Raw genomic sequence first — 21,208 nt, forward strand, 5'->3', positions numbered from 1 at the left:
GGGCAGGGGGTTCCGGTGCGCGGCCGCCGGAACCCCCTCCGGCCTCTCCCCCGTCACCGGGACTTCTGATAGCTCCGGAGCGAGTGGACCGCGAGCCCGACCGCGGCCGCGGTCAGCACGAGCAGCCATCCGCCGTGCGCCGCGACGGAGGACCAGTCGGGATCCTCCGCGAGCGCGCCGCGCGACGCGTCCAGGGCCCAGCTCACCGGGTTGCCGGCCGCCACGTGCCGCATCCAGGACGGCATCAGGCTCTTCGCCATGAACGCCGACGACAGGAACGTCAGCGGCAGCAGGAGCATCACGTTCAGGCCGATGATCGTGTTGCGGTCGCGCACGAGCAGCGCGAGCGTGTTGGACAGCGCGGCGAGGACGACCCCGATCAGCACCGACGCGGCGACCAGCACGGCCACGCCCGCGGGGCCGCCGGGGTAGTGCGCGCCCGCCGCCCGGCCCAGCGCGATGATCACGAGCGACTGGAACGCCGTGCTGAGAGCCTGCTCGATGACGCCGGCGTTCGCGATCGCGCCGCGCCGCACCGGCGTGACGAGGAACCGGTCGAGGGTGCCGCGCTCGATCTCGTCCATGGTCGCCATCCCGGCGAACGAGTTCAGCGAGACCGCGTTCATGACCACCACGCCGGGCACGATGTAGTCCAGGTAGGACTGCCCGCCGAAACCGGGCAGCTCGGCCACCTTCCTGAACAGCTGGCCGAAGAGGAACAGCCAGATCATCGGCTGCGCCAGCGTCATGACGACGACGGCGGGATTGCGCACCAGCGCGGTCAGCCGGCGGTGCGTCATCCACCAGGTCCCGGTCACGAGCGCGGTCATCGGGCACCTCCGGCGGTCTCGGCGGGGGCAGGGGCGTCGGCCGGCGCGAACCGCCGTCCGGCGTAGCGCAGGTACACGTCGTCCAACGACGGCCGCGCGACGGTCGCCGCCGCCGCGGGGACGCCCGCCTGGTCGAGGGCGGCGAGGACGGCGGGCACGGTCGACGCGCCGTCGTCGGCGCGGGCGCTCAGGCGCGGCCCGTCCAGAACGATCTCGCGCACGCCGGGCAGGCGGCCGAGTGCCTCCCGCACCGGCGGCTCGGGCGGCGCCTCCCGCCACTCCACGTGGACGGCGTCGCCGCGCAGCTCGCCCTTGAGGGAGTCGGGGGTGCCCTCCACCACGACGCGGCCGCGGTCGACGATCGCCAACCGCCGCGCGAGCCGGTCGGCCTCCTCCAGGTAGTGGGTGGTCAGCAGGATCGCGAGCGCGTCGTCGCCCGCCAGCCGCGCGATCTCGGCCCACAGCGACGCGCGGGCCTCCGGGTCGAGGCCGGTGGTGGGCTCGTCCAGGAACAGCACCCGCGGCCGGTGGACGAGGCCGAGCGCGACGTCGAGGCGCCGCCGCATCCCCCCGGAGTAGGTCTTCACCGGCCGGTCCGCCGCGTCGTCCAGCCCGAACCGGGCGAGGAGCTCGGCCGCGCGGCCGCGCACCCGCGCCCCGCCCATCCCGTAGAGGCGGCCCTGCAGGACGAGGTTGTCGCGGCCGCTGGCCTCGGGGTCGGCGCCGGACCGCTGGGACACCACGCCGATGACGCGGCGGACCCGGTCGGGCCTGCGCAGCACGTCGTGCCCGGCCACGGCCGCGGCGCCCGCGTCCGGCCGGACCAGCGTGGTGAGGATCTTGACGGTGGTGGACTTGCCCGCCCCGTTGGGGCCGAGCAGCCCGAGGATCTCGCCCGGCCCGACCGTGATCGACAGGCCGTCCAGGGCCCGGACGTCGCCGGGGTAGTTCTTCACGAGGCCCTCGGCCTCGATGGCATGCGCCATGTTCTCCTCCGTGCCAGGAAACGTGCCGCACGAAGGGCCCCGGATAGGCTGGTGTCGCGTCACGCCGCCAGGGCCCGCCTCGCGCGGGTTCTCGGTGGTGGTCCGGGCCCGGCGGCGGTGTTGCAGCACCGCCGCCGGGCCTTCCGCTCGCTAGTCCTCCGGGGCTCCCCTCTCCGCCAGCTCGGCGATCTCGGGCGGCATCTCGCCGGTCGCGTGGAAGGAGCGCCACAGGTCGAGGTGCGGCAGCGTGCCGTCCTCGATCTCGGCGAGGAAGCCGCGCACCCACGCGGCCTCGGCGCGCCGCATCGCCAGGTCGTACTCGGCCTCCAGCAGGAAGAGGCGCGGCACCTCCTTCTCGCCGTCCAGGACGGCCTGGTCGGCGGCGATCTCCTGCTCCATGGCGTCGAGGCGGCCGCGCAGCAGCGCCGCCACCTCGTCGGGGCCGAGCGCGCCGAGGACCGAGAGCCCCGCCTCGAACCGCGGCCGCTCGCGCTCGGGCACCCCGATCAGCTCCCGGACCCAGTCGGCCAGCTCGTCGCGTCCCGCGTCGGTGATGCCGTAGACGGTGCGCTCGGGCCGCGCGCCTTCTCTGGCGCTGCCCTGGACGGCCAGGAACCCGTGCTTCTCCAGGTTGCCGACCACGGTGTAGAGCGAGCCCCACTTGATGTCCATGTCGCGGTCCTTGCCGCGGGCGCGCATCAGGGACGCCATCTCGTACGGGTGCATCGGCCTGGCGGAGACGGTCGACAACACGGCGAGCCCCAGCAGGTTGCTCACCTTGCGCCGCTTGGTCATCCCGCCTCCTCGTGAACGAGTATTCGCACACGAATATCGCATCCGCGGCCGCCTCCGTCCACCCCCGATGCGCGCGCACCCGGTGCGGGTAGAGATCGGACGTGGACTTCTCCAGTGCGGCCGACGACCTGTACGGCGTCCTGCCCGCCGACTTCGTGGAGACCCGGAAGCGCCTGGCCCGGGAGGCCAGAAAGGAGGGCGACGCCGCGCTCGCCAAGCGGATCGGGGCGCTGCGGCGCCCCACGCTCTCGGCATGGGCGGTGAACCTCCTCGCGCGCTCGGCCGCGGACGAGATCGCCGGGCTGCTGGACGTCGGCGAGGAGATGCGGGCGGCCTGGGGCTCGGGCCGCGGCCTCGGGGACCTGGAGCGGCGACGTGCCGGGCTCGTCGCGTCGCTCGTGCGGACCGCCGGCCGGCTCGCCGCGGAAGCGGGCGGCGCGCTGCGCGAGCAGGCCGTCCGCGAGGTGGAGGACACCCTCCAGGCGGCCACCGTGGACGCCGGCGTCGCCGAGGAGGTCCGCGAGGGACGGCTGTCGCAGCCCCGCAGCCACTCCGGTTTCGTCCCCGCCGGGTTCTCCGCGGCGCCCGCGGACCGGAAGGAGCGCGCGAAGGCGACGCCCGGGGAGCGGCCCGCCCGGCAGAAGCCGCCGCCCGAGAGGAAGGCCGAGCCGGCGGGGAAGGCGGAGCCGGCGAGGTCGAACGTCACGCGCACGAGCGCCGCCCGCGCCAAGCGGGCGGAGACGCTGCGCAAGCGCGCCGAGCAGGCCGAGGACAAGCTGGCCGAACGCGAGGAGCGCGCCGACGCGGCCCGGCGCGAGATGCGGGAGGCGTCCGCCAAGGTGGGGCATCTCAGGCACGAGCTGGAACGGGCGATCGCCGAGCGGGACGCCGCGTCCAGAAGGGCGGACCGCGCCGAGGAGAATCGCGCCCGCGCGGAGGAGGCCGCGCGCGAGGCCCGCGAGACCGCCGCCGAGGCCCGCCGCGCCGCCGACCGCGACCCCCACCCCGGGCGCCCCGCCTCGAAGGCGGGGCCGGGGATAAAAGGGATGTCCGGGATGAAGTAGGTTCTTCCCGAACGTGATTCGACAATAGAGGGGGCACGCGGTGGCGGCACCGGTCGTGGAGCAGCCGACTGACTGGACCGAGCCGGGCGCTCATCCGGTGGCGCCGGGGGTGCACCGGATCCCCCTGGGCCTGCCGATCCCGTCGCTGCACGCCGTCAACGTGTACGTCATCGAGGACGCCGAAGGCCTCGTGGTCGTGGACTCCGGCTGGGCCATGCCCGACACGGAGGCCTCGCTCCGAGGCGCCCTCGCCACCCTCGGGCACCGTCTGGACGATGTGGCGCAGTTCCTCGTCACCCACGCCCACTGGGACCACTACTCGCAGGCACTGGCGCTGCGCGAGTCGTTCGGGACGCGCGTGCGGATCGGGCGGGGCGAGCGGCCGTCGATCGAGGCGTTCGACGCTCGCCGGGGGCTGCACCCCCGGCAGGTGGAGCTGCTGCGCCGGTGCGGCGCGGACGAGGTGGCCGACGAGATCGCGGGCAGGCCCGTGGAGCGTTCCGAACGGGACGTCCCGCACACCATGCCGGACGCGTGGCTGGACGACGGGGAACGCGTCGCCCTGACCGGACGGGGCCTGGACGTGTTCGCCACCCCCGGGCACACGCGCGGCCACGTCGTCCTGCGCGACGCGGCGGCCAGGCTGCTGTTCGCCGGTGACCACATCCTGCCGCACATCACGCCGTCGATCGGGCTGGAAACCGAGCCGGAGCCCAAGCCGCTGCGCAGCTACCTGGAGTCGCTGCGGCTGGTCCGCGACATGCCCGACACCGTGCTGCTGCCCGCGCACGGCCCCGTGCGGCCGAGCGTGCACACCCGGATCGACGAGCTGCTGGAGCACCACGCCGAGCGGCTGGACGCCGCCGCCGCGCAGGTCCGCGCCGGGCGCGCCACGGCCTTCGAGGTGGCGACCGCGATGCCCTGGACCCGCCGCAGGCGCAGCCTCGGCGACCTGGACGCGTTCAGCCGGATGCTGGCCGTCCTGGAGATCGAGGCGCATCTGGACGTCCTCGCCGACCGGGGCGTGCTGGACGCCCACGAGGAGGGCGGCGTCCGCCGCTACGCCGCGCGGGGCTGACTCCCCGGTCCGGTCGTGTGCCCGCGGGGAGAACGCCGCCCCGCCGTCGGCCGCCCGGAACCGCCGGGGTTACGCTGATCTTCGATCCCCCGGCGGAAGGAGCGGCGATGACGGTCGCCCCCGAGTTCACTGCGATCACCTCCCCGGCGGAGCTGCGCGAACTTCTCGGCGCGCCCATGCGGCGGGCGATCGACAAGGAGCGGGTCGCGCTGCACGAATGGGACCGCCGGTGGCTCGCCCGGTCCCCTCTCTGCCTGATCGCCACCAGTGACGCCGCCGGGAACTGCGACGTCTCCCCCAAGGGCGACCCCCCGGGCTTCGTGCACGTGATCGACGACACGACGATCGCCATCCCGGACCGTCCCGGCAACCGCCGCGCGGACGGGTTCATGAACGTGCTGAGCAACCCGCACGTCGGCCTGATCTTCCTCGTGCCGGGGCGCGCCGAGACCCTGCGGATCAACGGCCGGGCCACGCTGGTCAGGGACGCGCCGTTCTTCGGCGAGATGGTCGTCAAGGGGCACCGGCCGGCCCTCGCGCTCGTCGTGGACATCGAGCAGATCTTCTTCCACTGCGGGAAGGCGCTCATGCGATCCAAGCTGTGGAAGGCGGAGTCGTGGGATCCGGAGGCGCTGCCGCCGCACGCCCGGATCGTCAAGGACGTCCAGTACACTGAGGAGAGCGTCGAGGAGCTCCGGGAGTACTACAGCGAGGCGAACTACAGCAAGAAGCTCTACCAGGCCTGAAACGGCGGCCGGGGCGGCGGCGGAAACGGAACGACCCCCGCGCGGTCCGCGCGGGGGTCCTTCTGCGGTGCGACCCGGTCAGCCGCTCTTGCGGCGGAACTGCCGCTGGTGGTCGGCGCGCTCGTGGGTGCCGCGCACCTTCGAGCCGCTCCGGCCGCCGGCGCCGGCGTTCTTGCTCTCCGCGCCGCGCTTGCGCTCCAGGGCCTCCCGGAACCTGCGCTTCACCTCGTCCTCGCCGTCTTCGGGCGCTCCTGCGGAGTCGGCCATGCGGACCTCCAGCTCTTGTATGGGCACCCCTAGCGTCACACACCCCGCGGTGGACGCGGGCCCGTGCACGCCGAAAGATCGCCGTGGGAGATTCCAGCATAAACCGGCCATCGGCAAACGTTCTCTCCTAGGGTTTGTGCACGTGGAGCCCCAGACGCCGCAGGCCGAGCCCGTCCCCGCCCATCCGCCGCTGGAGGCGCTCGCCGTCCAGCCGCTGCTGAACCGCGACTACGAGTCCCGGCCCGCGGCGTTCTACGAGCGGCTGCGGGCGGAGTACGGTCCCGTCGCGCCGGTGGACGTCCTCGGGGTGCCGGCCTGGCTCGTCATCGGCTACACCCAGACGCTCGACATCCTGCGCGACCACCGGGGGAACTGGAGCCGGAGGGTCGGCACCTGGCGCGCGTACCGGGAGGGCTCGGTCCCGGCCGACTGGCCGATGCTGCCGGTGGTCGAGTCCGACAACTGCGGGTTCCGCGACGGCGCCGACTCCACCCGGCTGCGCGGCGCCTGGAGCGAGGGGCTGCGGCCGTTCCAGGACCGGAGCCGGCCGGAGGCGAAGTCGCTGGAGCTGGCCGTCCGGCGGTACGCCGACGAACTGCTCACGGTGATCTCCGAGAGCGGCGGCCGGTCCGGTTCGGCGGACCTGTCGGCGCAGTACGCGCGGCCGCTGCCGCTGATGGTGATCGGCCGGCTGCTCGGCTCGGAGGCCGACGAGGGCGACGAGCTGATCCTCGACCTGTGGCGGGTGACGGACGCGGGCCCCGACGCCCAGGAGGCGTCGGCCCGGCTGATCGCACGGGTCGCGGACCTGTGCGCGGCGCGGGCCGCCTCCCCCGCCGACGACCTGCCGTCCTTCATGCTCGCCGCCGTGCCCGACCTGACCGCCGAGGAGCTGACCGGCGAGATGGCGATGATGACCGGCCTCGTCGGCGACGTGACGGGAACGCTGATCTGCAACACCATCACCGAGGTGCTGATCGGCGAGACCGGCGCCCGCGACAGCCTGTCGGCCGGGATGATCCAGGAGGCGATCAACCGGGCCGCGGCCGCCAACCCGCCGATGGCGAACCTGGCGTTCCGGTGGGCCAAGGCCGACGTGCGCCTCGGCCGGTTCCAGATCGCGGCGGGCGACCCGGTCATGGTCTCGCCCGCCGCCGCGCACCAGGACCCGGCCTTCGCCGCGGGCGGGGCGCCCGACTCGATCTACAGTTCGCGCGCGCATCTGGCGTGGAGCGCCGGCCCGCACGCCTGCCTCGGCCGCGACCTCGCCACCACCATCGCCACGATCGCGGTGGAGCGGCTGTTCGAGCGGTTCTCCGGCCTGCGGCTCGCGGTGCCCGCCGACCGGCTCGTGTGGCGCTCGTCCCCGCTGATGCGCGGCCTGCGGTCGCTGCCGGTCACCTACGAGCTGGCCGGGGACCCGCCCGAGCCGCGGCCCGCCCCCGCCGCCGAGGAGGCGGCCGAGCAGGAGGCGCCGGACGAGGGAGGGCAGGCCTCGCTGGTGCGGCGCGTCCTGCGGATGATGCGGCTGTCGCAGTCCTGACCGGCCCCGTCCTTCGCGGAACGCGCCGGGGTCACCCGGCGGCGGGCTCCCCGATGCCGTCCACCTCGACGGTCCACACGCCGTCCATGACCTCGGTCAGGGTGAGCCGCAGCACCAGCGCGGAGCGTCCCTCCCCCGCGGTCCACAGCGGGAACGCCACGCGGAAGGCGCGCTCCCCGCCCGACACCTGCTCGACCCCGGACACCTCCAGGTCCGCGAAGGCGTCGTCGGGCGGGCTGATCAGTTCGCGCCCGGACGCGGTCACCGCGTCGGCCATCTGCGAAGCGCTCAGCCTGCGCCCCTCGGTGAGGGTCTCGAGCTCCTCGTAGTCGCCCCGGACCAGCAGCCCCACCACGACCCGGACCGCGTTCACGCCCTCTTCCGCCAGCATGCGCCACACCGTACCGCGCCGCCGCCGCGAGACCGCCCGCATGTTTGGACACGCGCGCCTGGGAACGTTCCGTCCGGTAGACGGCAGGGAGGAAGAGATGCCAGACAAGAGCGACAAGCACGGCGCGAAGCTCGACGAGGAGATCGGCCGCGAGACCCAGGGCATGGTCAGCGGCGGCCACCCCACGCACGCCGAGGAGTTCAAGGAGACCGAGCCGTTCTCGAACGACTACCCCGCCGACCCGGCCGCGGCCACCGCCGGGGACCGGGAGGGCTCCCCGCCCGGGATGAGCGCGCAGGACGTGGAGGGCCGCAGCGCCCTGGCCCGGATGCTCAGTGGCGTCCGCTACCCGGCCCGCCCGAACGAGCTGGTCCGGCACGCGGCCGAGGGCGGAGCTCCGGACGGGGCCCTCGACCAGCTGCGGACGCTGCCGAAACGCGAGTACGAGAACGTCGCCGACGTGGCCGAGCAGCTCGGCTACGGCCGCGAGGAGCGGCGCTACTGACGGGCACTGGACGGGCGGTGCTGACGGGCGGTGCTACCGAGCGTGGCTGCTGATCTCGGCGCCGCGCCCGCACCACCGGCCCAGCGCGTCCCGGATCGCCGCGGCGCGGCGATCCGGGGCCGTCTCGTCGGTCGCCCAGGCGATGTAGCCGTCCGGGCGCACCAGCGCGGTCGTGCGCGTGGCGCCGCCGGCGACGGCGCAGTGCACGCGCCCGGCCCACCGCTTCGTCGCCAGGTAGGTCACCGCGGGGTCGTTGGCGGCGACGACCAGGACGAATTGTCCGTCCCCCAGCAGCCGGAACAGGCTGCCCGCGCCGCCCGCGAGCGGGACGTCCGGGGCCCGCCTCCCGGTCAGGGGATGCGAGCCGCGCGGCGCCGGGTAGGCGATGTCGATGCCGGAGACCGCGGCGGCGATCCGCCGCGCCGCGGGCGGCACGCGGGTCGCCGCGAACGCTGCCGCGGCACGGGCGGCCCGCGCCCAGCGAGGCTCGGCGAGCGTGAACCGCAGCAGCGCGCCGCTCCTGCGCAGGACGACCCTCCCGACGGGATGCCGCTCCTCGTGGTAGCTGTCGAGCAGCCATGACGGCGCCCACCCGTGCAGTTCGGCGGCCAGCTTCCACCCGAGGTTCGCCGCGTCCTGCATCCCGGTGTTCATGCCCTGGCCGCCCGCCGGCGAGTGGACGTGCGCGGCGTCCCCGGCGAGGAAGACCCGTCCCACGCGGTAGCGCGGCACCTGCCGCTCGTCGCTGTGGAACCGGGACGTCCAGCGCACGTCCCGTATGCCGTGGTCGGTGCCGAGGGCGCGGCGGGTCACCTCGCGGAGCTCCTCCATGTCGACGGGTTCGGAGTCGGGCGCCTGGTGGCGGCGGTTCCACGCGACCACCCGGTACCAGCCCTCCCCGAAGGGGGCGACGAACGCGAACGCGTCGCCGACTGCTCCCGCGGTGAGCGCGTCCGCGGGCGCCTGGTCCAGCCGGACGTCGGCGAGCATCACCGACCGCACCACCGCGCGGCCGGGGAACGGCAGCCCGAGCGCCCGCCGGACGGTGCTGCGGACGCCGTCGGCGCCGACGACGTAGGACGCGCGGAACGTCCGCGTCGCGCCGTCGGCGGTCCGTGCGTCGACGTCCACGCCCGCCGCGTCCTGGCGGAGCCCGACGGCCTCGACGCCGTACACGATCTCCGCGCCGGCGGCCACGGCCCGCTCCTTCAGGACGCGCTCGGTCTCGTACTGCGGCGTGACGAGGACGTAGGGGAAGCGGCCCGGCAGCCGGGACATGTCGAGGTCGGTGGAGCCGAGCAGCCGCAGCCGCCCGGCGCGCGTCCCCGTCGCGACCAGCTCGTCGGCGACGCCGCGCGCGTCCAGCATCTCCAGGGTGCGGGCGTGCACGGCGAACGCCCGCGTCAGATCGGTCGTCTCCTCGGCGCGGCACTCCAGCACCGTGCAGCCGACCCCGGCCACGGCCAGGTCCCCCGCCAGCAGGAGGCCCGTCGGGCCCGCCCCCACGATCAGCACGTTCCCGGTCGACCCGTCGGTGGGCGGCATCATGCTCCCCTCTCGCTCGCATCCGGCGGCCCGGATGCCCGGCGCACAGGACACTTCCCGCGAACCGCCGCGCCTCACATGGCGGCAGCCCCTGCGGCGGCGGGGTTCTCAGCCCTGGACGCGGCGGTCGCGCCCCGCCCACTCCCGCTCGCGGAGCTGGAATTTCTGGATCTTCCCGGTGGACGTCTTGGGCAGCTCGGCGACGAACTCCACCGTGTCCGGCGCCTTGTAGCGGGCAAGGCTCTCCCGGACGTGCTCGACGAGTTCGGCCTCGGTGGCGGTGCGCCCGTCGCGCAGGACCACGAACGCCTTGGGGCGCTCTCCCCACCTGTCGTCCGGGACCGCGACGACGGCGACCTCCAGCACGGCCGGATGCGAGTCGATCGCCCGCTCGACCTCGACCGTGGAGATGTTCTCCCCGCCGGAGACGATGATGTCCTTGGACCGGTCGCGCAGTTCGACGTAGCCGTCGGGATGCCGGACGCCGAGGTCGCCGGAGTGGAACCAGCCGCCGCGGAACGCGTGCGCGGTGGCCTGCTCGTCCCGGTGGTAGCCCTTCATGACGTTGTTGCCGCGCATGACGATCTCGCCGAGCGTCGTCCCGTCGGCCGGGACGTCGTTCATGTCGTCGTCGACGACCCGCAGCCCGTCGGTCTGGATCATGCCGACGCCCTGCCTGGCCAGCAGCCGGGCCCGGTCCCCGGCGGGCAGTCCCGCCCAGCCGGGCTGCGGCTCGCACACCGAGTAGGGCCCGTAGGTCTCGGTCAGCCCGTACACGTGCACGATGTCCGCCCCGAGCCCCTCCATCTGCCCGATGATCGTCGGGCTCGGGGGCGCGCCCGCCGTCGTGACGGTCAGCGGCCGCTCCAGCGGGTGCGCCTGCGCCGCGTTCGCGATCGCCACGAGGACGGTCGGGGCGCCGTTGAGGTGGGTGACACCCTCGGCGTCGATGAGCCGCCAGATCTCCGCGGCGACGACGGCGCGCAGGCACACCTGCGTCCCGCCGATCGCGGCGAGCGCCCACGGTGTGCACCAGCCGTTGCAGTGGAACATCGGCAGCGTCCACAGGTAGACGCTCTCGGGCGTGTGCCGGGAGTGCACGACCTCGCCGAGCGCGTTGAGGTAGGCGCCACGGTGCGTGTAGACGACGCCCTTGGGCCGTCCCGTGGTGCCGGACGTGTAGTTGATCGAGATGGCGGCGTCCTCGTCCCGGACGGCCCAGGGCAGCGGGTCGTCCGAGCCGCGCGCCAGCAGCTTCTCGTAGCCGATGCCGCCGACCGCGGGGTCGGGGTCGGCGCCGGCCGCGGGGATGGTCACCGCCAGGGGCAGGTCTCCCGCGAGCGGCGCCACCGACGGATGCAGTCCCGCGTCCACGACCAGCGCCTTCGCCCCGGAATGGTCGAGGATGTAGCGGATCTCGTCCGGCGCGAGCCGCGTGTTGATCGCCACGAGCACGGCCCCGGCGAGCGGCACGGCGAAGTGCGCGACGAGGAGCTCGGGGATGTTGGGCGCCAGGTAGGCGACCCGCTCCCCGGGCTCGATCCCCGAGGCGCGCAGCGCGTTCGCCAGCCGGGTCGTCTCGGCGGCGAACTCCGCGTAGGTGGCGCGCCGGTCCCCGTGGGCGTAGGCGGTCTTGCCGGGGAACACCTGCGCCGACCGTTCGAGGAACGCGAGCGGGGTGAGCGCCGTGCGACCCGGGCCGTTGTCCATCGGGAGCCTCCGGTGCCGTCGGATTGGCCTGCGTCTCCAGGATCCCACGCGCACCCGTCCCGCCCCCGCACGGCGGCTAGCGCTCGGCGTTTCGGGTCAGGATGGAGACCGCCCTGACGGTGGCGTACCCGCGCCACTCCAGTTCGGCGGCGGGCGAGTAGGACGCGAAGTCGACGCGCCATCCGCCGTCGTCCTCCTGCATGCCGTCGAGCCGTCGAAGCTCGGCGGCCACGACGTCCGGCTTGAAGAGGGACCGGGCGGGGCGCCCCGGGAAGGGCGCGAAGTCGAGCGGGCGCAGCGTCTCGTCCTCAAGACCGCCCTCCACGTGGACGAGGCCGTCGTCCGGGATGTGCTCGCCGAGGAACGCGACGGCCTCGGTGTCCTCCACGGCGTCGGCCAGCCACATGGCGAACTGCGCCTCCAGGGCGTGCAACGCGTCCCTGCCGCGGAGAGAGCCGAGGCAGTAGCGGGTAGCGCGGTCGAGCCAGGGGTGCTCTGCGACCGCCCGGTCGTGGGCGGCGACGCGCTGCGCCATGGCCGCGACCACGGAGGTGATCTGCAGGGACGACGTGCCGGGGTCCGCCTCCGCCCAGAACGGCGCGCAGCCCGCGGGATCGGGCATGCCCAGGGCGAAGGGCAGACCGCCGTCGGGCAGTGTCACGGATTCCAGCCAGTCGCAGAGCGCGACCGCCTCCGGTGCCGTCACCGGCGCGACTTCCTCGAAGACCTCGAACGCGTGCAGCGCGGGGCCCGGCTGGCTCGTCCGCGACCGCAGGTCGGGCTCGAGGCCATGGCCGTATCCGCCGTCGGGGTTCCGGTAGGCGTTGAGCGCGGCGAGCAGCGCGTCCCGGTCGCCCTCCCCGGTCAGCAGTTCGAAGCGGCGGCGGTCCAGGGGACGCGCGTGCATGGCCATGAAGTCGGAGGCTCTGGTCAGATCCATGCCTCAAGCCTGGCCGCCGCGAGTGCGCCCGTCTTGTAGGTTTCGGCCATCACCAGGTAAGGAACAGCTCTCTGGGCGAGCGGTGGATCAGGCTCGGCAGCATCTCCACCGGCTCCTCCACGCGCAGGCCCGGCAGCCGCGCGGTCAGCTCCTCCAGCGTGACGCGGACCTGCTCACGGGCGAGTTGCGAGCCCGGGCAGGCATGGACTCCGTGCCCGAACGCCAGGTGCCGCGCCGGCTCGCGGGTGATGTCGAACTCGTCGGGACGGTCGTGGGCCCCTGGATCGCGTCCGGCGGCCGCGAAGGCGACGAAGACCTCGGCGCCCGCGGGCAGGTCGGTGCCCGCCACCCGCACCGGCCGGGTCGTGACCCGGCGGAACCCCTGGATGGCCGTGTCGTAGCGCGCGGCCTCCTCGACGGCCGCCGGGACCAGCTCGGGCCGGGCGCACAGCAGCTCCCACTGCTCCCGGTTCCGCAGCAGGTGCAGCACCGCCGTCCCGATGAGCGCCGTCGTCGTCAGGTGCCCGGCCAGCAGGATGTTCTGCAGGTTGGAGATGAGCGTGCCGTGCGGCTCGATCGCGCGCACCATCTCGCCGCACAGGTCGTCCCCCGGCTCCCGGCTCCTCACATGCGCGTCCAGCACCCGCTTCATGTCCGCGACCCGCTCCGCGGCGGCGACCTGCTCGTCCGTGCTCATCGGCCGGAAGACCAGGTCCTCCGCCCGGTAGCCGCCCTCGATGAGGGCCGGCACCTCGTCCGGGTCGATGCCGAGCATGTGCCCGATCACCTCGCCCGGCAGGACGCGCGCGTACCGTCCCATCAGCTCGACGCGGTGGTCGCCGGCGAAGGACGCGACCAGCTCCCGAGCCCGGCGTCTGATGAACGGGAGGGCCGCGGCGGCGCGCTTGGGCGACAGCCCGCGCGTCAGCGGCTCGCGCACCCGCCGGTGGTCGTCGCCGTCCGCAGTGAGCACGACGGGGCGGCCCTGCGGCAGCGACCGCAGCACGGCGACCGCCTCGGGCCCCGGCACCACGTCCGGGCGCAGCGCGTTCGCCGAGGAGAACGTCTCCGGATCGCGCAGCACCGCCCGCGCGTCGGCGTGCCGGGCGACGAGCCAGGCGTCCAGCTCGGGGACGAAGGTCAGCCCCTCGGCCTCGCGCGCCCGGGCGTAGAACGGGTACGGATCGGTCCGGTCGAACTCCACGGCACCCCCTTCAGCTTCCGATCGCCACCGTAGGAATCTGATCAACACCGTAGGAAAAGGAAATGCGGCGCGGGAAGGCTCCGGCCTAGCCTGGCCGGATGGACGTGAGTTTCGAGCGGACGGGTGAACGCCGCTACGCCACCGTCGTCAGGCTTCCGGGCCGGCACCCGCGCCGGATGGATCCCGCCCCCGGCTACGACGACCAGATCCCGCACGACCTCGTCCACTACCTGGTCGAGGCGGAGATGGGCCTCACATCCGGCGTGTTCGGACGCGCCGCGGCGGGGGGCGGCGGCGGCTTCAACGAGACGGTCGAGGCGCCCGGCGACGCGCGGCGCCGGGCCAGGGAGCAGCGCCGGCTGAAGAAGCGGGAGGCCTTCCTCAACCGGTCCGACCCCGGCGACATGGGAAGGTCGGAGCACCTGGCGGGCCTGTGCGACCTCGCCTGGCGCCGCCGCGCCGGCGCCCGGACCCCCGCGTGGGCCGAGCGGCGGCCGATCCCGCCCGAGGACAGGCCCGCGGTCGACCGCGTCCTGGCCCGCCTGGACGAGCTGGTGCCGCTCTGGCGCGACCTGCCCGTCGGCGGGTCGCTCACCTTCACCTGGCCCCGGACGACCCCGTCCCCCGTCCTTCCGTCCTAGCCCGCCCGCAGCGACAGGCCCAGCGTCCGGAACTGCTCGACCGGACGGTGGTAGCCGCGCTCGATGTGGTGCACGCCCCGGAGCGTGGACGGCCCCTCCGCGACCGCCGCCGCCAGGACCGCCGAGAACCCGGCCCGGATGTCGGGCATGGTCACGTCGCCGCCGCGGAGCTTGGTCACCCCGCGTACCACCGCCGAGTGCAGCGCCGCCGTGTCGTGGTACCGGCAGGCGGGGCCGCCCAGGCACGTGTCGTAGACCTCGATCTCCGCGCCCATGCTCTGCAGCGCCGGGACGTAGGCGAGCCGGTTCTCGTACACGGTCTCATGCAGCACCGACATGCCGTCCGCCTGGGTGAACAGCACCATCAGCGGCGTCTGCCAGTCCGTCGCGAACCCGGGGTGGGTGTCGGTCTGCACCGCCGCGGGACGCAGGCCGCCGGGCGCGGACGCCATGATCCAGTCGTCGGTGATCTCGAACTCGGCGCCCATCCGGGTCAGCGTCGTGATGGCGGTGACGAGCCGGTCCTGCTGGCACCCGTGCACCCGCACCTCGCCCCCCGTCACCAGGCCCGCGACGAGGTAGGAGAACGCCTCGATCCGGTCGCCGCCGAGCCGCGTCTGCGCGCCGCTCAGCCGCTCGACGCCCTCCACGACGATGCGCCGGTCGGGGGCGAAGGAGATCCGCGCGCCCATCCGCTGCAGGAACAGCGCCAGCTCGGTGATCTCCGGCTCGGTCGCCGCATTGCGGATGACGGTCTTCCCCTCGGCCCGCACCGCCGCCAGCAGCACCGTCTCGGTGGCGCCGACGCTCGGGTACGGCAGTTCGATGCGCGTCCCGACGAGGCGCGTGGCGTGCGCGTGGATCCCGTCGGAGGCGAGCGACACCTCGGCCCCGAACGCCCGCAGCGCCTCCACGTGGAAGTCGACCGGCCGCCGCCCGATGGGGTCGCCCCCGACCAGCGGCACGAACGCCTCGCCGGCCAGGTGCAGCAGCGGGCCCAGCATCAGGATCGGGATGCGGTTCAGCCCGGTGAACGCCTTGCCGACGCTCGGGTCCGACACCGGCCCCGGCACGACGGTCACGTCGCCGCCGGACCGCTCCACGGTCATCCCGACGTGCTCCAGCATCCCCGCCGTGATGCCGACCTCGCCGACGTCCGGCGCGTTGCCGATCGTGCTCGGCCCGTCCCCGAGCATCGCGGCGACCATGTGCTTGCTGACCGCGTTCTTCGCCCCGCGCACGGTGACGTCCCCGCGAAGCGGGCCCGACGGCTCGATGTGCCACAACTTCTCAGTCACCCGAGCAGCCTACGGCGTCCCGGACGGCCGCCCACCGATTTCGTCGCAACCCCGGCACCCCGTCCGGTGACGCGGATCACCGGGTCAGGGCCGGTCGGCCAGCAGATCGGCGGCGAAGCCGAGGAAGGCCGCCCCGCTGAGCCGCTCCAGCCGCCGCCTCAGCGACGGGCGCCGCAGCCGCTCCCCCATGGCCGCGGCCGCGCCCGACACGAGCCAGAACCAGATCGCCAGCTCGGCCACGTCGATCGCGGTGAACAGCGTCGTCATGCCGAACACCGGCGCCCCGTCCGGCATGAACTGCGGGACGAGGCTCATGTAGAAGACGCCCGCCTTGGGGTTCAGCAGGTTGGTCCCGATCCCGGCACGGAAGGCCGCACGCCGTCCCGCGGCCACGACGGGCTCCGGGGGGTCGTCCTCGACCTTCCGTCTGGCCCCCAAGAGCGCCCTCGCCCCGAGCCAGACCAGGTAGGCGGCGCCGCAGACCCGCACCGCGGTGTAGGCGACGTGCGAGGCGGTCAGCAAAGCGGTCAGGCCGACCGCCGTCGCGAGCCCCCACACCGCGCATCCGGCCATGATGCCGAGCGCCGCGGCCAGCCCGCAGCCGCGTCCCCGCACGGCGGAGGTCCGCAGCACCAGGAACGTGTCGAGCCCCGGCACCACGTTGACGATCATCGCTGCGACGGCGAAGGCGAGTGCGGCCGTGATCATGAGCGAATGCTACGACGCCCCTGACGGCCGCACCGCGCCCCCGGCCTCACGCGGTCACAGGATGCCCCGCGCGGCGAACGCCTCCCGCGCGGACCGCGCGGCCGCCGCGCCGTAGAGGCGCTGCGCCGCCGCGACGGTCGCCTCGGCGGCGGCCTTGAACGAGGTGTCCGGCGCGAACGCGAACTGCGCCTCGACGATCAGCGTGCTCGCCTTGGAGTCGCCGAGCGACCGGCGGATGTCCCAGAGGGCCCGCGACCAGATCTCACCGTCGGCGTGGACCTCACCGCGAACGTCCTCGGGGTAGTGCTTCGTCCCGTCCAGCCTCCGCAGGCAGTGCGTGGGCCCGGACGTGTAGGAGACCGAGTCCCAGTCGGCGACGCACGGCTCCGGGGTCTTGGTCGGTGTGCCGGTCGCCCAGCTGGTGACCGCCACCGCCAGGTAGTCGCCGAACGCCTCCCCGATCGCGCCCGACTCCAGGTTCGTGCCGAACCCGGTGACCTGGCCGTCCTGCACGGAGTGGCCGTACTCGTGGACGATCACCTCGGCGTCCTCGGCGTCGTCCACCCCGCCCTTGCCGAGCGTGATGTTCGCCTTGTCGGGGCGGAAGAAGGAGTTGTCACCGCCGTACTGGTTGATCCGCACCTCGATCTGCCGCTGGTTCACCGGGCGCAGACCGGACCCGAACCCGAGGTGCTGCAGGTAGCGCTGCGCGGTCGTCACCCAGTAGTAGCCCATCACCTGCTCGAACTGGTCGGAGTCGCGGTGGTAGGCGGGAAGCGCGCCGCCGTCGATCCGCGCGGCGCTGCCGGTCTCGCTCTTGACGCGCACGTACCGGCCGGTCAGCGAGCCGGACCCGTCGAGGTCGGTGAGGGTCACCTGCCGGTAGGCGGGCGCGAGGGCGGCGTAGTCGGCGTCCTTCGCGTCGGTGAGGGACTGGTCGCCGAGCTGCTGGACGGGATTGGGGTAGAAGGCGGTTCCGGTGGCGGTCGCACCGAAGTCCGCGGCGGACGCCGCCGGCAGCGCGGCCATGAGGGGAAACGCGGCCACGGCCGCCAGGGCGAAACGTCGTGTGTTACGCATGGGCGGACGGTACGGCCAGGCCCCGCAGGGGGACAGGTCCAATCCGCGCCGGATCCAAGTCTGTCTGGCATCGCCCGTTGGCGGCCCCGAACACTGGCGACGTTTGTGCTGGTGCCCGCACCGACGGCAGGAGTAGCAGGCCGCAGGCGAATCCCGACCCCGCGGGGCGAACGTCTGACCTGCGGGGCGGCGGCCGCGCCGGTGCGAGTGTGTGGGTTGGCACCGGCGCGACCATGATCCCGACCGTGGTCGAGCGGTCCAATTCTGCCGCATCCCAGGTTGCACAGGGGTTGCGCCGCCACCAGATGTCGCCGACGCCACAGGAACCTCGCCGCGGGGTTGACGGGCAGGGGCATGTCGCGGAGCTTCAAGGCGGACAGGTGACCATCTCAGCGACAGCCGCGAGGAGCCACGTGACGTCGACCGATCACCCGCGCTACCCGTTCCCGTGCCAGGACGTCCCGGTCGACGGGCATCGCCCCGACGATCCGATGGGGCTGTCCCCTCTCTACGAGGGGCTCGCGCCCGTCACGCGGGTCCGCCTTCCGGAAGGACACGAGGCGTTCCTGGTCACGGGGCACAGGGAATGCGTGCGCGTCCTGCGCGAGCAGGACACGTTCCGCCGCGCGGGAGCCGACGCGATCCCGCCTTACCCGCCCACCTCCCCGACGATGCTGGCACGGGACGGCCAGGAACATCGCGTGCACCGGGACCTGGTCGGCAACGCCTTCGCACCCGCCCGGATCGGCCGGTACCAGCCGACCGTCGACCGGCTCACCACCGGCCTGCTCGACTCGCTCGTCCGGGCGGGCGACCCGATCGAGGTCAACGAGCAGCTCGCCATGCCCCTCACCCTCGGCGTCATCGGCAGCGTGATGCACCTGCCGGACGACGACCTGCCGCTGTTCAGGAGGTGGGGTGACATGTTCCTGTCCACGGGCGACGACCGCGCCGCCGAGAACGAGCGCGCGGTGCTGGAGATGAGCGGGTACATGGCCGAGCGCCTCGGCGGACTCATGGCGGACGCCGAACCCCGCTCCGAGGAGGGCGGCCTCCTCTCCGTGATCGCCGCCAACGCTGTCCGCCGGCGGACGGCCCTGGAGGAGGCGGCGCTCCTGGCGGCGAGCGTCGTCATCGCGGGATGGGAGACCACGGCCGCCGCGATCGCGGGCTTCCTGTTCCGGCTGCTCACCACCCGGGAGGACGGCGGCGAGACCCTCTACCGCCTTCTCGCGGCCCATCCCGATCGCATCTCCGGCGCGGTCGAGGAACTGCTGCGCACCACCCCCGGCACCGCGTTCGAATCCGCGCAGCCGCGCCGGGCCGTCCGCGAGGTGGAACTCGGAGGCGTCCGGCTGCGCGAGGGCGACCTGGTGATTCCGGCGATCGACCGCGCGAACCGCGATCCGGGCGTGTTCGAAGGCCCCGACCGCATCGACCTTGAGCGCGCCCGGAACCCCCACCTCGCCTTCGGAGCCGGCCCCCATGTGTGCCTGGGCGCACCGCTGGCCCGCCTGGAGCTGACCACCGTCCTGCGCGAACTCACCCGCCGCTTCCCGGATGCCCGACTGCATCAGGCGCCGCACGACGTCGTCTGGAACACCGTCACGTTGATCCGTCATCCTGCGGAGCTCTGGCTCGACCTCCATCCGCCGGAGCGGGCCGGGTGACCGTATCCTGGCCACCATGATCGATCCCGCGCCCGAATGGGAACAGCGCATGGCCGGCCTCTGGGGCGCCTTCGACGACCACGAGCCCGCCGACTTCCTCGGGAAGGTCCAGGCCCTGACCGCCGAGCTTCCGCCCGGCGACGCCGTCGGCGAGTACGAGCTGGCGTCCGCGCACGACTCGATCGGCAACGAGGCGGAGGCCGCCGACCACTACCGGCGGGCCTTCGCCGCCGGACTCCCCGAAGCGCGGCGCAGGCAGGCCGTGATCCAGTACGCCAGCACGCTCCGCAATCTCGGCCGGGCCGAGGAGAGCGTCGCCCTCCTGACCGCGGAGCGGGAGGCCGGCTCGGACGAGCTCGACGACGCCGTCACCGCGTTCCTCGCGCTCGCGCTCACCGACGTCGGCCGCGAACGCGAGGCGACCGGCCTGGCTCTGGACGCCTTGTCACGCCATCTCCCCCGGTACAACCGCTCGCTCTCCAACTACGCGAAGGCCCTGACACAGGACGACCCCACCGATTAGGTGTTGCATTCCGCAAGGTTGTTGACGCGGACGATGGTTGGTGGGCCGTTCAATGCGGTGCGCCCCGCGGCGGTGGCCGTAGGCGTGCCCGAAAGCCGACCAGGGCGACTGTGCGTGGGTACTGCTGGGCAGGGTCAGATGTAGCCCATTCCTCCAGCAGGGTGCGGATTGCTGTCCCTCCTCAAGGCCCCCGGGAACTGATCCGGCACAGAACTGGCCTAACGGCTCGACAACACGACGCAGACCGCGCGGAAAAACCTGGACCGCCCTCGAAACCTGGACCGCCCGCGAGACATGGACCGGCTGCAGGACGTGGACCGGCTGCGCAAACTGGAATACCTGGCACACGCGACCGCCGGGGGCCGGGAGGCCGGGGGCCGGGCGACCGTCTGGGGCCGAGCCAACCTGCTCCCTCTGCTGCTCGACGACGAGAAGGCGGTCAAGGTGAGGTCGGGCGCGAACCGCCGCCGGGAGCTCAGTCGCCGTCGTCGAGAGAGGTCCGTGTGCGAACGCTCGCCAAGCTCGTACGAACTTCGGCAGAATGGCGGCGCAGCACCTTCTCCACCTCGGACGGGGACGTACAGCTCCTGTTTGGGCCGGGAGAGCGGCACGCTATCGGCGGTGCGCAACGCCGACTGCCGGTCGACGAGCGTGGGCCGCATGAAGGGCACCGAGCGCCTCACCATGCAGGGCCTCCGACGCGCACGGGGGCGCCACCGCGCGGAGACGCGGCGACTCTTTCCCCGCGCCGCGGCAGATTGGCGACGCTGGTCCGCAGAGGGCGTGCGCAACGCCGACTGCCGGTCGACGACCGCGGCCGCGGCCGCGTGAAGGGCACCGAGTACCCCACCATCGAGGACCCCCGACGCCCACCAGGGGCGCCACCGCGCGGAAGACGCGGCGGCCCTTCCCCGCGCCGGGACGGCTTGGCCGCGCTGGTCCGCGAGGGGGCGGGCGCAACTCGCCCCAGCGCTGCCGGGTCCGGCCGGCGCAACAGCCCGGCGCATCGCCCGTGCGCGCGGCCAGATCCCCGCGACTGCGGCATCGCGTGCACGCGCTCCGGTCGATGACCGTGCCTACGATGTGAGCGGCGGCACCGGTGGATCCCGAGATGCTGATCGCCATCGCCACGGGATGCCGGGACCATGAGGTGCTGCGGTTCGAGGGCCGATCGCACGAGGGACACTACGGTCACCGTGAGGCCGAGCCACACCGGCTCGTGCACTCGGAACGCCGCTGGTATCTGGTGGGCTGGGACATCAGCCGGCGGGACAGGCACACCTACCGTGTCGACCGGCCGCGGCTGAAGACGCCGAACGGGCCGCTTTCGTCGCAATCGGCCACCGCGCGGCGGTGACCGCACCGCAAAAGAACGAGGTCAAAGGTGAATCGACTCCCGAAATGAGAAAGGCCCCGCCGGTAACGGCGGGGCCTTCCTGCAATATGTGTCCGGCGGCGTCCTACTCTCCCACACGGTCTCCCATGCAGTACCATCGGCGCTGAAGGGCTTAACTTCCGGGTTCGGGATGGGACCGGGTGTTTCCCCCTCGCCAAAACCACCGAACGTCTCAACGCACCACCCACAAAAGGGGCGGGCAAATCAACGTCCGAACCATTCGGCTCGGTATCCAATTATCAAAACCGCGGTGCCCAGGTTGTTTTCTGGGAACCACACAGGGACGCG

At 73.5% G+C, this 21,208-nt stretch carries 21 protein-coding genes and 1 rRNA gene; 9 read left to right on the forward strand and 13 right to left on the reverse strand.

The genetic code is table 11. The features are described 5' to 3' along the window. Positions 1-53: 53 nt before the first annotated feature. The 3 genes from AB0K37_RS13925 to AB0K37_RS13935 all read right to left on the reverse strand — a co-directional run bounded on the left by AB0K37_RS13925 (position 54) and on the right by AB0K37_RS13935 (position 2,611). Positions 54-830, reverse strand: a complete 777-nt coding sequence (locus AB0K37_RS13925) for an ABC transporter permease (protein ID WP_363979728.1) — start codon at positions 828-830, stop codon at positions 54-56. Next, entirely contained in the window at positions 827-1,816 is a 990-nt protein-coding gene (locus AB0K37_RS13930) for an ATP-binding cassette domain-containing protein (protein ID WP_363979731.1), read from the reverse strand. The genes AB0K37_RS13925 and AB0K37_RS13930 overlap by 4 nt, the downstream gene beginning before the upstream one ends. 150 nt (positions 1,817-1,966) lie before the next feature. Next, positions 1,967-2,611: a PadR family transcriptional regulator gene (locus tag AB0K37_RS13935; protein ID WP_363979734.1), complete on the reverse strand. Its 645-nt coding sequence runs from the start codon at positions 2,609-2,611 to the stop codon at positions 1,967-1,969. Positions 2,612-2,712: 101 nt separating this feature from the next. On the opposite strand from AB0K37_RS13935, the gene AB0K37_RS13940 reads away from it, so the two are divergent. The 3 genes from AB0K37_RS13940 (at position 2,713) to AB0K37_RS13950 (ending at position 5,499) form a co-directional block, all read left to right on the forward strand. Beyond that, positions 2,713-3,675 (forward strand): hypothetical protein, encoded by a 963-nt coding sequence (locus AB0K37_RS13940; protein WP_363979737.1) that lies wholly within the window; start codon positions 2,713-2,715, stop codon positions 3,673-3,675. A gap of 40 nt (positions 3,676-3,715) precedes the next feature. After that, positions 3,716-4,753, forward strand: a complete 1,038-nt coding sequence (locus AB0K37_RS13945; protein ID WP_363979740.1) for an MBL fold metallo-hydrolase — start codon at positions 3,716-3,718, stop codon at positions 4,751-4,753. Positions 4,754-4,860: 107 nt separating this feature from the next. After that, positions 4,861-5,499, forward strand: coding sequence for a pyridoxamine 5'-phosphate oxidase family protein (locus AB0K37_RS13950; RefSeq protein WP_363979743.1), 639 nt, complete (start codon positions 4,861-4,863; stop codon positions 5,497-5,499). Between the two features lie 78 nt (positions 5,500-5,577). Here the strand turns inward: AB0K37_RS13950 and AB0K37_RS13955 are convergent, their stop codons facing one another. Next, positions 5,578-5,766, reverse strand: coding sequence for a DUF5302 domain-containing protein (locus AB0K37_RS13955; RefSeq protein WP_185024029.1), 189 nt, complete (start codon positions 5,764-5,766; stop codon positions 5,578-5,580). A gap of 142 nt (positions 5,767-5,908) precedes the next feature. Here AB0K37_RS13955 and AB0K37_RS13960 point away from each other — a divergent pair, with 142 nt between their 5' ends. Further along, positions 5,909-7,309, forward strand: a complete 1,401-nt coding sequence (locus AB0K37_RS13960; RefSeq protein WP_363979747.1) for a cytochrome — start codon at positions 5,909-5,911, stop codon at positions 7,307-7,309. 31 nt (positions 7,310-7,340) lie between these two features. Here AB0K37_RS13960 and AB0K37_RS13965 read toward each other — a convergent pair whose 3' ends face one another. Beyond that, the gene (locus AB0K37_RS13965; protein ID WP_363979750.1) at positions 7,341-7,700 is read right to left on the reverse strand and encodes a hypothetical protein; all 360 of its coding nucleotides are present in this window, start codon (positions 7,698-7,700) and stop codon (positions 7,341-7,343) included. 97 nt (positions 7,701-7,797) lie between these two features. Between AB0K37_RS13965 and AB0K37_RS13970 the strand changes: the two genes are divergently transcribed. Continuing rightward, positions 7,798-8,205, forward strand: coding sequence for a DUF2795 domain-containing protein (locus AB0K37_RS13970; protein WP_363979753.1), 408 nt, complete (start codon positions 7,798-7,800; stop codon positions 8,203-8,205). 33 nt (positions 8,206-8,238) lie between these two features. Here the strand turns inward: AB0K37_RS13970 and AB0K37_RS13975 are convergent, their stop codons facing one another. From AB0K37_RS13975 to AB0K37_RS13990, 4 genes are all read right to left on the reverse strand, one after another. Beyond that, on the reverse strand, positions 8,239-9,753 hold the full coding sequence (locus AB0K37_RS13975; RefSeq protein WP_363979756.1) for an FAD-dependent monooxygenase: 1,515 nt from the start codon (positions 9,751-9,753) through the stop codon (positions 8,239-8,241). A gap of 105 nt (positions 9,754-9,858) precedes the next feature. After that, a complete protein-coding gene (locus AB0K37_RS13980; protein ID WP_363979759.1) occupies positions 9,859-11,460 on the reverse strand; it encodes an acyl--CoA ligase family protein in 1,602 nt (533 codons plus the stop codon). Between the two features lie 76 nt (positions 11,461-11,536). Further along, on the reverse strand, positions 11,537-12,400 hold the full coding sequence (locus AB0K37_RS13985; protein WP_363979762.1) for a hypothetical protein: 864 nt from the start codon (positions 12,398-12,400) through the stop codon (positions 11,537-11,539). A gap of 49 nt (positions 12,401-12,449) precedes the next feature. After that, positions 12,450-13,604 carry a cytochrome P450 gene (locus AB0K37_RS13990; protein WP_363979765.1) on the reverse strand — a complete coding sequence of 385 codons (1,155 nt, stop codon included), beginning with the start codon at positions 13,602-13,604 and terminating at the stop codon, positions 12,450-12,452. 98 nt (positions 13,605-13,702) lie between these two features. Here AB0K37_RS13990 and AB0K37_RS13995 point away from each other — a divergent pair, with 98 nt between their 5' ends. Further along, positions 13,703-14,245 carry a hypothetical protein gene (locus tag AB0K37_RS13995; RefSeq protein ID WP_363979768.1) on the forward strand — a complete coding sequence of 181 codons (543 nt, stop codon included), beginning with the start codon at positions 13,703-13,705 and terminating at the stop codon, positions 14,243-14,245. On the opposite strand, the gene murA is transcribed toward AB0K37_RS13995, so the two are convergent. The 3 genes from murA to AB0K37_RS14010 all read right to left on the reverse strand — a co-directional run bounded on the left by murA (position 14,242) and on the right by AB0K37_RS14010 (position 17,331). Continuing rightward, a complete protein-coding gene (gene murA / locus AB0K37_RS14000) occupies positions 14,242-15,543 on the reverse strand; it encodes a UDP-N-acetylglucosamine 1-carboxyvinyltransferase (protein WP_363979771.1) in 1,302 nt (433 codons plus the stop codon). The genes AB0K37_RS13995 and murA overlap by 4 nt on opposite strands. 84 nt (positions 15,544-15,627) lie before the next feature. Beyond that, on the reverse strand, positions 15,628-16,251 hold the full coding sequence (locus AB0K37_RS14005) for a LysE family translocator (protein ID WP_363979774.1): 624 nt from the start codon (positions 16,249-16,251) through the stop codon (positions 15,628-15,630). Positions 16,252-16,305: 54 nt separating this feature from the next. Next, positions 16,306-17,331 carry a M4 family metallopeptidase gene (locus AB0K37_RS14010; protein WP_363979777.1) on the reverse strand — a complete coding sequence of 342 codons (1,026 nt, stop codon included), beginning with the start codon at positions 17,329-17,331 and terminating at the stop codon, positions 16,306-16,308. 413 nt (positions 17,332-17,744) lie between these two features. Here AB0K37_RS14010 and AB0K37_RS14015 point away from each other — a divergent pair, with 413 nt between their 5' ends. The 3 genes from AB0K37_RS14015 (at position 17,745) to AB0K37_RS14025 (ending at position 20,881) form a co-directional block, all read left to right on the forward strand. Further along, positions 17,745-19,001, forward strand: coding sequence for a cytochrome P450 (locus tag AB0K37_RS14015; protein ID WP_363979780.1), 1,257 nt, complete (start codon positions 17,745-17,747; stop codon positions 18,999-19,001). 16 nt (positions 19,002-19,017) lie between these two features. Next, entirely contained in the window at positions 19,018-19,524 is a 507-nt protein-coding gene (locus AB0K37_RS14020) for a tetratricopeptide repeat protein (protein ID WP_363979783.1), read from the forward strand. A 1,111-nt stretch (positions 19,525-20,635) separates the two neighbouring features. After that, positions 20,636-20,881, forward strand: a complete 246-nt coding sequence (locus AB0K37_RS14025; protein ID WP_363979786.1) for a WYL domain-containing protein — start codon at positions 20,636-20,638, stop codon at positions 20,879-20,881. A gap of 90 nt (positions 20,882-20,971) precedes the next feature. On the opposite strand, the gene rrf is transcribed toward AB0K37_RS14025, so the two are convergent. Further along, positions 20,972-21,088, reverse strand: a 5S ribosomal RNA gene (gene rrf / locus AB0K37_RS14030). Between the last annotated feature and the right edge of the window lie 120 nt (positions 21,089-21,208).

Source organism: Actinomadura sp. NPDC049753, from assembly GCF_040674655.1.
Taxonomy (GTDB): Bacteria; Actinomycetota; Actinomycetes; order Streptosporangiales; family Streptosporangiaceae; genus Spirillospora; species Spirillospora verrucosospora.